Here is a 14,338-nt window from a genome sequence, read left to right on the forward strand (position 1 = left end):
GTTCATTAAAATCGCCATTTCAGTGTCCGGCGTGCCGGAGTGAATTTTAAATCTGTTTTATTTTATTTCAGGTCAATGTCGACCTCGTTGGTGATAAATCCTGTGGGTTTAGAGATTGTTATATGTTCCGTTTTTTCAAAACCTCGAACCGGAATTGTGATTTCCTTGCTCTCTCCCGGATTCATTTCAGGAAGATTGATGCTGGTCTTTTCAGTTTGAAGGACATATCCCTTGATCGTGCGGGAAGGAAAATCGGCACGGGAAGTAATACGCAGTACCAGCTGATGTTCCCCTTGATCTCCTTTTGTGAAACTCACTTTTTCAACGGTTACCGGCGATAATTCTTTCTGGTGAACTGCATAAGCCGGACGGTAGGAGCGGTCTGGTCCAACAATTCCCCAGGGACGATATCCGTTGGCATTCGTGTTATGATAGCGACTTTGGTAGTCATTGTATGTCCACCAGGAAGTGCCTGCTATATATGGCCGTTTTCGTACTTCGGCGATCATGTCGCTAATATGCTGTGCCTGAAATGCCTCATCTTTGGTATCCGCGCGGGTTCCCCATTCACTTACAAGTATGGGTTTGTCCGGATAAAGACTATGAATGTGATCAAACACTTTTGCATGGTTTCCGTACGTATTGGTTGATACGAAATCCACATACTGGCTCGCCTCGTCTTCCGGCTTCTTTTGCATCGCATTCAGTCGCATCGAAGCGAATGTGTATAGCCTCGTCGGATCAATTTCCTTTGCAAATGCAATCATATCTTTCGTCCAGCGCTGGCCAGCAGGCAGATCCGACGAGTACTCGTTGCCCACACTATAAGCGATCACACTCGGGTGATTCCAATCCCTTTCAGCCATTTCGACAAACTGGGAACGGAATTTCTTGCGCATCGAATCATTATCCATTTGATTAGGAGTGAGTTGCCAGTTACCAGCTTCTGTAATGATCAGCATGCCATGGCGGTCAGCCAGGTCGTAAAAATACTCGGAAGGCGTGTAGTGGGTGAGTCGCTGAAACTCCATACCTGCCTCTTTCATCAACTTGAAATCCTTCTCGACCAGCCAGTCAGGCTCCACAGAACCCAGTCCGGGATAATCTACCACGCGATTGCCGCCACCGAGTTTCATGGCTTTGCCATTCAAAAGCAGTTGGGCATTTTTCACTTCCACCTTTCTGATCCCGAAATTGGCAGCAATGGAATCTTCTCCGACGAAGGCTTTGAGTTGATATAATTGAGGGTTATCCAGGTCCCAAAGCTTTACCTGCGCTGCGGTAAAGGTTGCTTCTGCCTCTGCATTGAATGTTTGGCCCGCTGTAATGTTTTGTGACTTCGTTTTCCAGGTCAGCGGAATTGATTTACCATTGAAAATTACATGATATCCAATTTTCGGAGCTGCGTTGGATTTGGAAGCGTTACGGATTCTGAGTTTTGTTTTAATGGTAGCGGTACCTTTCGTGAGATCAGGCAATGCGTCTATTTTGATGTTTTCGGCATAAACTTCCGGCTCAATCGTAAAGTATACCGGCCTGATCAACCCGCCGTAATTAAGCCAGCCCATAAAAGGGTCATTAATCTGACCATTGTCTTTTGCACCGGGAATCGTGCCGGCCTTCCACGTATTATTGTTCACCGAAACGGCCAGGAGGTTATCGCCATCTTTCAAAAAGTCCGTCACGTCGAAACCGAATGGAGTATAGCCGCCCTCGTGTTCGCCGACTTTTTGGCCGTTTAGCCAAATATGTGTTTTGTAATAGGCAGCATCAAAATGCAGGATAACCCTTTTGCCAGATACTGGTTTCAGGGGAAACTGCTTCAAATACCAGACTGTGCCCGTGTAACCAGCATACCGCGGATCCGACGAGAAGCAATGTGGCACCACCACCTTATCCATCCGCCCGCTTTCGGCGGTTTTGTTGGTGTACCATTTGCCGGTAACACCCGTTTCCGCCGGGTCAAGGGCAAACAGCCATTCGCCGTGGAGAGGGATCGCATTGGGTTCGCGGATTTTGAATTGGGCGAAGGTGGTCAGGCCTGATAATAATAGAATGATTGTTAATATGGTATTGTGTAAATGTTTCATTATAAGGGTTTTATGGGATAATATTTTTTGCATCCTGAAAATGTTTCATGCCTACGGCATTTTTAGCTGCCAATGCTGTTTACCTGGTTTTATTCCCCAATCACCTCCACCTTCCGAGACGCCAAAAACGGAATCAATGCGGAAAATAAAACCACCGTCGCCACACCAGCCGTAATCACTGCACCCGATGTCGTCAAAACACTCAGAATAAACAGCATCACCGCCGTGAAAAGCAACGCGCCGGCAATTACCTGCAAACCAAACCGGTTCTGACGTTTGATCTCCAATGTCTCCTCCGCATTCACTTCCAATGCATTGATCCTTTTTTGTTCTTTGGATACCAGGTATTCACGATACTCATTGGCAGTGAGATCTTTCGAGCGGGCCCAGAGTTCATACGCCAGTAAAAGCAGCAGTGGTAATCCCACACCAACAATAGTTTCTATTCCCCGAGACAGCTTGAAATCCAGCAGCAGCGGAGCCAGTATTTTAAAGAATAAATTGACAGTGAGACCAACGCCCGTAACCCATAACGTCACTGTGCTGGTCAGCCGTTTTGAAAACAAAGCCCAGATCGGTGGAGCGAGTAATGGCCCGCCTGAAATAGCTGAAATGCTGAGTACTACCTCCACGATCCCACCCGCAGCCGGTACAATTAATGCAATTCCAATCATGCCCAATCCGAATACCCAGGAGGAGCCTCGCGCCACCCGTATCAGCTGCTTGTCAGTAGCCGTCGGGTTCACCATTCCTTTATAAATATCATTGGTAAACACTGCTGAGACCACATTCAGAGCAGTATTGGCACTGGCGGACGTGGAAAAATACATGCCGGTGAGCATGAGCCCGAGCAGACCCGGAGGCAGTACCAGTTTGCAGATCATCAAATACGCATTCTCCGTATCCAGGCCCGTTAGTGAAGGATTAATGGCTTTATAAATCATTGGAGGAAACATCCAGATCACCGGGCTGATGAGGTATAGTCCGGCGAAGAGAAAAGCCACTTTTTTGGCGGATTTTTCACTATCCACACTGGTATAGCGCTGCACCATTGTCCAGTTACCACCAATGTAGCAAATGTGATAAATGACAAATGCGGCGACGAAACCAATGGTATATTCCCCATTCAAAAGGTTGAAAAAGTCATCAGGTACGCGTTGCGTGAACCCCTCCCAGCCACCGACTCTTTCGAATGAAAGTGGCAGTAAAATGAATACCGCCGCCGATAAAACCACAAACTGCAAAATGTCGGTCACCATCACCGCCCACAACCCACCGACAGCCGTGTAGGCAATCATAAACAGTCCCAAGCCAATGGTGCAAGGCACCAGCGGCAGATCCAGTGAAGCGCTGACAAGCCTCGCAACCGGATACAGCACAGAGCCTTTGATAAAAATAGAAACCAGTGTAAAAATGAAAATGTAGGTCTTTTGAACCGGCAACCCCAAACGTTCACGGATGAATTCGGCGGCTGTCAGTGCGCCGGTCCGCTTCCATCGCGGAGCCAGATAAAGTGCTGTTATCAGTGCTCCTATGCACATCGTCCATTGAATCGTGATCGCTACCCAGCCGTGTTTGTAGGCAATGGAGCCCCATGCAACGAATGTACCGGCCGAGAAAAAGCTCATGAAAAGTGACAATCCGCCGATGAACCAGGGCACGGCTTCTCCTCCCGCAAAGAATGACTTTAAATTCCTTCCGGTTCTCGCAAATAACATCCCAATGCCCATCACGAATGCGGAAAAGACGAGAATGACAACGGTATCAATGGTGGTATTCATATTTGGGTTTAGTAATGAACTATTAGTGAATTCATACATCCAGTTTTCGAACGACTGGTTTTTAAGGCTTATCGGTTCTGAAAGGGGAGGCGGGGTAGCCTGCCTGGTTGTAAAGATTGGCCCCATTGCTTTCCACCGGACTGCCTGCCCAGGCGTAACGCACGCTTTTTGGATTATCGATACCATCCTGCCAAACGATCACCTCGCCTCCTTCAATTTTTGTTTTTGCCCAAACAAATTTGTTGTCTTCTCCGGCGATCGCAAATCCTTTCAAAGCGCCTTCTTTTGGCTTCAACCCATTACTCGCATACTTGAATTTCAAACGGATTTTGTTGCCTTCAATTTGCATGGATTCGTACAATGGAGAGGTTTGCAGACCGTTTTCGCCGTAACAAATGCGTCGGGCCTCGGCTGCCATTCGTTCGCCCACCTGCTGTTTATAAATCGGATGTACGTCGTATGGATTTCCTAAATCAATGGTAACTGCCAGTCCGATTTGCGGAACGGCCAATGTCGCCATTTGCGCCTCGCGTAATTCGGCCCAGTTTGATTCGACGGGATTTGAAGTCAGCGCTCCAAAGCTTGCCAGCTGCGCAATGATAAAGGGTAGCTCACCCTGATTGAATTGTTTTCGCCAATCGGAAATCAGCAGTGGAAGTAACTTTTTGTATTTGGCAGCGTCGGAAGCATTCGCCTCACCTTGGTACCACAGAAATCCTTTAAGCCCCAAATCCGCAAATGGGGCGATCATTGCATTGTAAATGACCGACAGATTTTTACGATTTTCAGACGGATCAACTGGTTTGGCAGGGTATGAACTAAGTGGCAAGCTGCTTTTAAAAAGCCACTCGCCGGATAATGGAATGATCAATGGATTTTCAGATTCTGCCAATTCTTTTAGCCATAATTGGGTAGCGTCCCGACTTGTAAAACCTCCCAAGCCCGACAAGTTTTCAAGTCTGATAGAAATAAGGTTTTTACCTTCCTTAACCGATTCTTTTGGAATGGTATAAATCCTTCGGCCCGGCTGCCATGTTCCACGCGCAATTTCGGTTCCGTTGAAGTAAGTAATGTCGTAATCCTTCAACGTCTCCACATTCAAAAGCAGCGGTTTACCTGCCATTGACGCAGGCACATTCACTTCTTTGCGCAACCAAACAACCCCGTCAAAATCGGGGAGACCATGATTTTCCCAATAGTCGGGAGCGATCAGCTTTTTCCAGTTTTTGGGCTGATATGCTGGTGAATACCATTTTTCAACAAAGCCACTGTCGCTTTTCTGCAAATTTTCCATCCACTTTTGTGAATCTGTCGCATAGGCCTGCTGGCTCAGTTCAAGTGAGTTGTTACCCTTGTATTTAGCATTGAATTGGTCTGCCAGTTTTTTAAAATCAGCATGCTCGCTCATGTTTTGCAGCCCGATCCACGGCTCAATGAAGGTGCCTCCCCAGGAAGTGTGGATGATACCGATGGGAATGTGTTGTGTTTTGTAAATTTCTCTTGCAAAAAAGTAAGCAACCGCCGAAAACGAAGCTGCATTGTCAGGCGTACAGGTTTGCCAGAGTGCTTTGGTAGTATTGCTTTGCGGATTTGTGCTGATCTCTCTCGCGACGGTAAACGACCGGATTTGCGGCAGGTCGGCATTTTTGAGTTCGTAGGAAGCATTAAAAACTTTGCTCACCGGCCACTCCATATTCGATTGCCCGGAGCATAGCCAGACATCCCCGATCATTACGTTTTGGAAAGAAAATGAACTGTCGGAAACGACATTGATAGCATACGGTCCGCCTGCTTCCCGGGCAGGAAAAGTCACTTCCCAATTACCGCTTGCTTCGGTTTTTACCTTTTTCTTTTCACCATTAAAGTCAATGATAAATGAAGATTTTGGCGTCGCTGTGCCCCACAATTGAATGGGTTTTTGACGTTGCAAAACCATATTATCACCAAAAAACCAGGGCATTTTTATTCCGCCTGCCAAAGCAATTTGGCTGGTAAAAACACTGAACAGAATGAATATGCCTATTCTAATGCGAATCATTTTTTTGAAAAATTACGCTCTATTTTTTTACTAAAAACCTATTCAAACCGCACAGTATACACTTCCATTCCAAATCCCGGCAGCTGATAGGAAGGAGCATTGACAGCTTCACCCGAAGCAGTTTTGACAATATTTTTGATCTTTTTGCCGGCAGCCCATTTTTCTGCATTGAATGTTAGCTTGCCATCGGAAGGTTGGGAACGGTTGTTTAGCAGGATAACGTAAGCTTCATTTTTAGAGTTATTCTCAGCCAAAATACAGTCTACTGTTGGTTGAATAGCTGCTACAAATCCTTCACGGATGACCAGGTTTGCCTTTTCGCCATACACTTTCCCGGCCTCGAAGCCATAGGTTTGGTGCGGGCCTACTTTTGGGGTAACAAAACCTCTCGGGAACTCAACTTTTCCACCTGACCGCAACGCCACTTCCGAAAGCAAATAATCGGTAATCCAGCCGATTTGCCACCACGCGTGATGGGGATAAGGTCCGGCGCCCTTGTTCATCGCAGCCCAATAGTACGATGCGACGCTCGTTTTGCTGTCCACAAATGCATGCCGGCCAATTGCCGCTGAGCGTGCCATATCGGCGAATATTTGTTCTCCTGTGAGTTGATGCATCCGTATGAACATGCCTGCGTGGCTAGCCAGCTGAATAGGGCCAAGACGCGTCGCAGAGCCAAAAATCCCTCCGTGCTCAAAGCTCAAACCACTCTGACTGATTTCCCAATCTTCACGGTTGGTGCCATTTACTGTTTTAGGGTTTTGGTTCGCAATGGGATGCGTATAAATGGACGTGGTGTAGAATTTCGCGCAGGTAATGGCGGCCTGCTGGTATTTTTTGTTTTTGGTAAAATCATACAGATCCAGCAAAGCCTGCGCCGATTGGCCAGTTGCGAAGTCCGGGGCATAACGTGCATCGCCGCAAACACCCAGAAACGCGCCGGTTTCCACTGCATTTTTGATAAACCAGTCCGCACCTTTTTGAGCAGCTTTCAGGTATTTTTCATCTTTTAAAAGGCGGTAGGCGACAATCATTCCGTAAAAAGTAGGCCTTACATCCTTAATGTCCTTGAAGATTTCCTGCTCTGTTTTGCGATCGTAAGCTACCGCCCAACTGCCATCTGTGCGCTGCCAGTTTAGCAATTTATCGGCGCCTAACCGCAGCCTGTTTTTGAGTTCAGCATTATCCGGCGCAAACAGGAGCATATTACCCATGTCCAGTAACACGTAGTAAGTCAGCGCGATAGGCTCCACCACTTCACCCCATTCTTCGACGAATTTTTTGCTTTTGGCCAAATAGTATTGACCTTCTATTGCGCCATCGAAAAATCCTTTTGCAGTATCCTGCTGCACCAGCTTGAAATTCAGGGCTGGAGGCAACACTTTTTCTCTCAGTTCAGGATCATTAGTAGCATTGGCCAGCATCCACATCGCGCCGTAATCCGCGTTTTTCATCGCGTCCTTATTGGAACCGACGACCCCGCCAAGATAGGATTGCGCGCCGATCTTTTTTTCCTCAAATTCTTCAATGTTCCAAAGTGAGGTCGCAGGATCAGTAAGGTAATGATGCATTTTTTCAATACGGTCGGTCAGCGATTGCTTGCTTTGCCGGAGTGCCAGCGTTTCGTGGAATTTGTAAATATCATTGGCAGCATGCTTCACAGCCTGGAACCAGTCGCCGGCAATGAGGCTGTACCTGAATGAGTAGCTGATCGTTTCGCCCACATTGCGCTCTGACTTTGGCTCTCCTAAAACCGGGAAGTAAAGGGTAGGGGAAAGCTGCGCTTTACGGTTCATGTGCGATAAGCCCAAAAACCAGTCTGTTTGCGTGAGTTTTTCTTTTGCCCAGGGATCCCTCGCCAGCCCCGGCTCAGGTATGACAGACAATGTGATACCGTTTTTAGTACTCACCAGCGGGCTCAGCGTGGTCGCACAACGTTCACGGTAAATGACTGGGCGAGCGGGTGCGCCGTGTCCGTATGCGTAGGAGAGTGCGAAGTTTTTCTGTAAAAAGTTGCTCTGAAAATAGCCAGGTACCGATGTCCAAGCCATTTGTTCAGTAGGAACAGAGGCTAATGTAGGCGAGGCCAGTGAAAAGTAGCCTTTCTTTTTGGGTGTCAATGTCATGGTTACCAGCACATCACCCGGGAAATTCGGATCGAGTTTCCAGCTGGCAACCACCGTAGCTACTTCTGTCTCTTTTTTGAATTCCAGCTCATCTTTTTTGATCAGCAATGAATGAGGCAGAAAATGAAGTGCCTCGCCTGCGGTATTCAATGAGACCTCCGTCGTGCTCTCTTTCCATTGCACCTCCTGATAATGGTAGTTGTCTTCCGGAAACTTGCCGCCTGTGATTTTTTCAAATGTTTCTTTGGGCTCGGCGGACGGTTTGGTTTCGGAATAAAGTAAGGTGTACTCGCCCGACGGTTTCAGTCCTTCTACCCATTTTCCATCTTTTTTTACCAAAATTTTATAAATCCGCCAACTGCCTTTTTCTTCTTGCCAATGAATCTGAATGTGGTCATTGGAAAGTGCATTAGAAAATTTTTGCTGGGCAAATACGCTGCTCAGCAAAATAACAGTCAGGAAAAGGGTTAGGAAAAGTCTCATTTAATTGGATATTTCTTTAATAAAATTCTTGATTCCGTCGGTCACAAAAGCCTCCATTTTGCCTTGGTTGTTTGTGTATAGCACGTATACATCAATATCTTTTCTCTTGGCCAAAAAGCTTTTGATGCCGTTTAAACCCATCACAAAAAACGCGGTATCATAGCCGTCCGCCGTGATCGCATCTTTGGCAATTACCGTCACACTCAGCACCGAACTTTGCTCCATTGAACCGGTTTTGGGATTGATAATATGATTGAAAACCTGCCCGTTTTTCTTGAAATGATTTCGGTAGTTACCAGCGGTTGTCATCGCGCGGTCGGCGAGGACAATGGATGAATGCAATGTGCCCGGAACCAGTGGGTTTTCTATTCCTGCAACCCAGTACTGCCTGTCGTTCTTTTTCCCTTTGCAAACGACCTCGCCACCGATCTCGACCATAAACCGGGTTATATTTTTGTTTTCAAGAAAATGGCTAATAATGTCAACCGAGTAACCTTGGGCAATGCCGTTGAAATCCAGCCGGATATGAGGTTTTTTTTTGCTTACTGAGTTCTTGTCAAACTGAATATTTTGAAAACCAATCAATTGCAATAGCGAATCTACATTGGCATTCTCAGGATCGATCTTCTTTTTCGGTCCAAATCCATACGCTTCCACCAGCGGCATAATGGTCGGGTCGAAAGCGCCGTTTGTTTCCTTGAATATTTCTTCTGATTTTTTCAAAACCGGATAAAAATAGGGTAGCCGGAATGTCAATGAGCTGGATTTGTTAAACTCGACGATCTCGGAGTCGGTCCGATAATTGGATAGCGATTTGTCAAATTCTTTGAGGATGGAATCGATCTCAACTTTGAAATTGCGGTTTTGCTCGTCAAAGTACTTGATATGGTAAGTGGTACCTTGCGCCTCTCCGCTGATGGAAACCATTGGAGTTTCCAAAGTTGCTGCCCTGGAAAAATCAGGCAGCGTCCAGGACATTACGAAATAAACTACTGCCGAAAATCGATTCATTATCATTGGTTTAAACAAAAGTCACTACGGCTGCGGGGCCAAAGTTTCACCTTTCAAAATGCCCATTAATTCGGGCAGGTGATCCTGGTAAACCCCACGCGGAGTCGTTTTGTATTTGGTTGACAGATATGCTGCAAAACCAACAACCTCGCCCATCATGCCACAAGTGCGCATAACACGGGTGCTTCCGAAAGTCACATGGGTGGTGCTGATATTCCGTCCTGCAACAAACAGATTTTGAATATTTTTCGAATATAAGCAGCGATAGGGAATTGTGTAGGGTGCAACCTTAATGTGTTTGGTACCCGCAAAAAACTCTTGTCCCTCAAAGTACTGACTGTTTTTCGCGTCGGGGAAATGGAGATCAATGGTCCAGGTTGCAGTCACCGAGCCGTCCGGGTATAATTTACCTTCCTGAATGTCCATCTGGTTCAGAATATGGTCACCGATAATACGTCTCGACTCGCGTTTTCCGCCAATATAAGCGACCCAGGCCAGTTCCTTTTTGGCATATTTCGCCGGCTTGTTCTTTTTGAGGTAAGACCAGTTTCCGTAAATGGCCCGCAGGTTATGGTCGCGGATCTTTTCGGCGTCGGTGATGGTGTTGAAGTTTCCAAAACCCGTTTCCCACTGCCAGTCAGCTTTGGGCTCATCAATGTGGTACTCGTCGGAAAACTGCATGGCCCAGGGTGTTTCGGGAAAAGAGGAAACGGTGTCTCTGTCCAGAGAAGCCCACAAATTAGAGGTACCTAATGTAAAATCATCGGCTTTTTCGGCTGCTAGTGATTCACCGGTTTCAGCTTTGCTCTCACGGCCCATTCTGAACTCAGCACCAGCCAGGTAACCGATCGTTCCGTCGCCGGTACAATCCGAAAAGAACGATCCGGCGAACCGTAATTCTTTATTAGTAGCAATATCCCGGCCTACGACCGCGGTAATGATATCGTTTTCTTTCTCCACTTTATAAACGTGGGTATTCAGGAAAAGGGAAATGTTTTTCTCCGCTTTTACGATCGCAATTTTCCTTGCGTCGCCGTATTCTTTGGCATCAGGGTTACCATTTCCCGGGTCGCCATTGTCCATTTCTCTTACGATCCTTCCTAGTTTAGGATAATGGTTTTTATCTACATCACCCATTAAATGTACCCTGATCTCCGAGCTGTTATTTCCTCCTAAAACAGGCCTATCCTGTATCAAAGCCACTTTCAGTCCCATGCGTGAAGCTGAAATCGCTGCGCAGGTTCCTGCGATACCGCCGCCCACTACTACCATATCAAAGTCGCCAGCGTCGGCAGGTTTCTCGGTAAGGTTCAGTAGTTTTTTGCGGAATGTGGTGAGTTCTTCCAGCTTATTTGGAGGTGTGAATTTCAAATCGTCCGTAAAAAGGATCGCATCGCAGCGACCATTGAAACCAGTCAGGTCTTTTAATGTCAGACTCAACTGATCACTTTTGACCTCCGTCTCGCCGCCGTCGTACCATTTCCATTCATCGGATCCACTGGAACCGAAGACCTGACTGACAGCCCTGCCGTCCAGTTTAATCTCGAATTTGCCCGGCCCTTTTGGGAATGGCGCCCAGTCTTTCGTGCGTACCCACATGTGGTATTTTCCTTTTTTAGGAAATTTCACAGTGGTAGTCGCATCTTTCACTGGCCTGCCCATTCCGTGCGCCATGAGGTACGACGAGCCCATCACTACAAACGATTGCTGGTCGATTACCCAGCCACCTTTGTTTTCAAAGGATTCGGTTTCCACGAAGACGTGGTTTTGGGCTGAGGCGTGGACCGATAGTAGGATCAGGAGCGCGGTGGCCATGGCCATCGCCCTAGCCCAGGGCTTAAGCCCTGGGTTGGCGTTGGCCATGGGCGGTATGGATGATGATGTGATACGCCGCCCGGATGGTGTATGCGTGCATGCGTGCATGTGGATGTCGATGTCGGCGCTAGCCCAGGGCTTAAGCCCTGGGTTGGGGTTGGGGTTGGGGTTGGTCGGTATGGATGATGATGTGGTACGCCCGGATGGTGCATGCGTGCATGCGTGCATGCGGATGTCGGCCCTAGCCCAGGGCTTAAGCCCTGGGTTGGCGTCGGGGTTGGTCTGTATGGATGATGATGTGGTACGCCGTCCGGATGGTGTATGCATGCATGCGCCGATGCCGATGTCGGCCCTAGCCCAGGGCTTAAGCCCTGGGTTGGCGTTGGCGTTGGCGTTGGGGATCGCGGTCGGGGATGATGATCCGATATGAAAGGATGTTTTTTTCATTGTTTGGCGAGTATGGCGTTGATTAGTTTGGCCTGTTCCTCGTTGGATGAGGAGCTGGCCGTGGTTAGGTTGTTTTTTAATGATGGGGTTAAGGGAATAGTAGTCAGTTTCTTCAAAATTGCAATTTGTAAGGCGTAGGATGAGGTTTGGAATATTTCCCAAAGCCATTTTTGCTTTTGTTCACCGGTGAAAAACTGGCTGTCGGTATGTTGCAGCGCATACCTGGCAGTAAAAATATTTTTCCCGCCAATAACCTTTTTAATGTCGTTTTCGAAGGGTTTTTGAACTACACCATTTTTATCCGTCACTTTGGCCATTGCCCAGTATTGATAATTGTGATTGGTACTGGTCAGAAACTGGTGTAACAGGTTTTCGTTGGCATAGCCTTCTATAATTTTTTGTATTTCCGGAACCGCTTTGCCGTAAGCAATGTGCCATAATGTGTAGCAGGTGTACACTGCCCCGTCGATCACCTGATTTTTAATGGTTTTCAATGTCGCACCTGCTTTGGCATCTACCGAATCAGTAAGGCTTTCGGTACCTTTTACGATCAGGTCCTCCATTTTAAGATCGGCGAAAATTGAGTTGGGCTGGGCCAGAATGTCCTGCAACTTCTGGTAGTCTTCCTCTTTAAATTCGTCATGATCAACTTTGGTCAGCACCTTATTTTTAGGTAGATCGTAGCGTACATAATTGCCGAGCAGGTCCCAGTAGAAATTAATATGCACCGGTTTGCATTCATTGGTGTAGCAAACCGGTGTGAAGATGTTTCTGAAAAAATACTGCGGCTTCCCGTTTTCATCCAGCGCGAGTTTCAATGTGTAGGTCAGCGTATCGTTCTCGACAATCGTGAATTCACGGATCCTTTCAATTCCCCAAGTTGGAGCATTGAAAAGTGTAAGCATCATCAATAAAAGAAGCGTTTTGACCATTTATAAACAGGGAGCCCCGCTGGGGCTCGGCGGATAAATTGATATCGTTTTTCTGGAAACAGCAAGCCCGGACGGGGTTTTGCCTGAAATTCATTCATTCAAAATTCACCATTACTTCCAATCCGGGTTCTGTTCCAGTTTGGCATTGGCATTGATCTCATCCTGCGGGATCGGGAAGTATTTGTTCTTGGCAGTAACATTGCGAACCGGATATACACTGTTCACCGCTTTCGGGATCACAGTTAGGAACTTGCCGGTGCGCGTAAGGTCATACCAGCGGTCGCCTTCTGCAAAAAATTCCCACGCGCGCTCTTGCAAGACTGCGTCGATGAAGGCGTCTTTTGTCAGGCCGGTTTTTAAGTTGGCAAGGCCAGCGCGTTTACGCACCGCATTCACATACTCATAAGCGACGGTTGTAGCTCCATTGATACGTGCTTCTGCCTCAGCAGCAATCAGGTACACATCAGGTAATCTCAAAATAGGAATGTTCGGGATCAGGCCAATGGTAGAAACCGGGTCCTGGTATTTTTTGATCAAAACGCCCTGAGTAGTAATGGGCGTAATGCTTTTTTGAGGAACCGTTTTCCCTGTTTTGTCAATGTAATTGGTATCCAGCAATGTCCTGCGCTTATCGGTCGGATCGAAAGAGTTGAAAAACGCCTGGTAGGCAAACATGGAGCCAAACGAAGTCCGTGCGTAAGCAGGAGCAGCGCTTCCCGAAGGTCCGCAAAGACCTACCAACTGGTGGCCCAGTCCGGGAGATACAGGATCAACCTCATATGCCCACATATTTTCAATCCGCGCCGCGTCTTCTTTGTCGTATTTGTAAACATCCTGTACATCAGCCATTAATGAGTACTTGTTGGAGTTAATCACTTCTTTTGCTTTTTCCAAAGCTTTCGCCCAGTCTTCATTGTATAATGCTGCCTTGGCGTACAATGCGCTCACGACTTCTTTGGACGGACGACCTTTTTCTACTGCCGGATACGACGAAAGCCCTGCTGCCGAAGCCTGGTCCAGGTCGCTGTATATCTGCTTGTAAACATCTGCCCTTGGGCTTTTGGCTGTCAATGCTTCTTCTTCGGTATAGCTAGGCGTGATCTTTACCGGAATATCGCCGAAATTTTTAGTCAAAAACCAGTGGTAAAAAGCGCGCAAAAAGTACGCTTCGCCGAGAATCTGCTTCTTGCGGTTTTCGTCCATCGTAGCATCAGGAACCTTGGCAATGACCCAATTGGCCTTTTCAATTCCGATGTAACAAGCCTGCCAGATCTGCTGGGGCGACTCATTCACCCGGCTGTTGCTTTTCTGGGTAGTGTAGTTGACATCATAGGTAAACAATGTCAATGTGTTTCTCCCCACCACGCCGCGTGGGTAAGTCTGGTCGTCGCTGAAATCGGCGATGAGGGTAAGCGCCGGGCCACCACTCAGGCTTCCCAGTGCTCCGTAAACTGCTACGAGCCCTTTTTCAGCATCGGAGGCAGTTTTATAGAAATTTTCCGTGTAAATGGACGAGTAAATGGTCTCGTTCAACTCGCAGGATGGCAACATCATGGACGCTGCCAGGGTACATAAGCTTGCGGTTATTTTGAATGTCTTTTTCATATTTTGAATG

At 47.3% G+C, this 14,338-nt stretch carries 8 protein-coding genes; all 8 read right to left on the reverse strand.

All coding sequences use genetic code 11. The features are described from left to right. Window positions 1-62: 62 nt before the first annotated feature. Window positions 63-2,090, reverse strand: coding sequence for a glycoside hydrolase family 2 TIM barrel-domain containing protein (locus tag ABIO93_RS17050; protein ID WP_348069781.1), 2,028 nt, complete (start codon window positions 2,088-2,090; stop codon window positions 63-65). Between the two features lie 89 nt (window positions 2,091-2,179). Further along, entirely contained in the window at window positions 2,180-3,871 is a 1,692-nt protein-coding gene (locus ABIO93_RS17055) for a sodium:solute symporter family protein (RefSeq protein WP_348069783.1), read from the reverse strand. A gap of 61 nt (window positions 3,872-3,932) precedes the next feature. Beyond that, the gene (locus tag ABIO93_RS17060) at window positions 3,933-5,909 is read right to left on the reverse strand and encodes a sialate O-acetylesterase (protein ID WP_348069785.1); all 1,977 of its coding nucleotides are present in this window, start codon (window positions 5,907-5,909) and stop codon (window positions 3,933-3,935) included. Between the two features lie 38 nt (window positions 5,910-5,947). Beyond that, window positions 5,948-8,518: a glycerophosphoryl diester phosphodiesterase gene (locus ABIO93_RS17065; protein ID WP_348069786.1), complete on the reverse strand. Its 2,571-nt coding sequence runs from the start codon at window positions 8,516-8,518 to the stop codon at window positions 5,948-5,950. Beyond that, window positions 8,519-9,529, reverse strand: coding sequence for an FAD:protein FMN transferase (locus tag ABIO93_RS17070; protein WP_348069788.1), 1,011 nt, complete (start codon window positions 9,527-9,529; stop codon window positions 8,519-8,521). It abuts the gene before it with no gap. A gap of 24 nt (window positions 9,530-9,553) precedes the next feature. After that, a complete protein-coding gene (locus ABIO93_RS17075) occupies window positions 9,554-11,350 on the reverse strand; it encodes an FAD-dependent oxidoreductase (protein WP_348069878.1) in 1,797 nt (598 codons plus the stop codon). Window positions 11,351-11,787: 437 nt separating this feature from the next. After that, the gene (locus ABIO93_RS17080) at window positions 11,788-12,699 is read right to left on the reverse strand and encodes a hypothetical protein (RefSeq protein WP_348069790.1); all 912 of its coding nucleotides are present in this window, start codon (window positions 12,697-12,699) and stop codon (window positions 11,788-11,790) included. Window positions 12,700-12,834: 135 nt separating this feature from the next. Further along, window positions 12,835-14,328 (reverse strand): RagB/SusD family nutrient uptake outer membrane protein, encoded by a 1,494-nt coding sequence (locus ABIO93_RS17085; RefSeq protein WP_348069791.1) that lies wholly within the window; start codon window positions 14,326-14,328, stop codon window positions 12,835-12,837. Between the last annotated feature and the right edge of the window lie 10 nt (window positions 14,329-14,338).

Source organism: Dyadobacter sp. (genome assembly GCF_039919315.1).
Taxonomy (GTDB): Bacteria; Bacteroidota; Bacteroidia; order Cytophagales; family Spirosomataceae; genus Dyadobacter.

Coding starts and splice junctions, on each gene's coding strand:
- ABIO93_RS17050 (WP_348069781.1), bottom strand. CDS start 2,090: ATGAAACATTTACACAATACCATATTAACAATCATTCTATTATTATCA.
- ABIO93_RS17055 (WP_348069783.1), bottom strand. CDS start 3,871: ATGAATACCACCATTGATACCGTTGTCATTCTCGTCTTTTCCGCATTC.
- ABIO93_RS17060 (WP_348069785.1), bottom strand. CDS start 5,909: ATGATTCGCATTAGAATAGGCATATTCATTCTGTTCAGTGTTTTTACC.
- ABIO93_RS17065 (WP_348069786.1), bottom strand. CDS start 8,518: ATGAGACTTTTCCTAACCCTTTTCCTGACTGTTATTTTGCTGAGCAGC.
- ABIO93_RS17070 (WP_348069788.1), bottom strand. CDS start 9,529: ATGAATCGATTTTCGGCAGTAGTTTATTTCGTAATGTCCTGGACGCTG.
- ABIO93_RS17075 (WP_348069878.1), bottom strand. CDS start 11,350: ATGGCCATGGCCACCGCGCTCCTGATCCTACTATCGGTCCACGCCTCA.
- ABIO93_RS17080 (WP_348069790.1), bottom strand. CDS start 12,699: ATGATGCTTACACTTTTCAATGCTCCAACTTGGGGAATTGAAAGGATC.
- ABIO93_RS17085 (WP_348069791.1), bottom strand. CDS start 14,328: ATGAAAAAGACATTCAAAATAACCGCAAGCTTATGTACCCTGGCAGCG.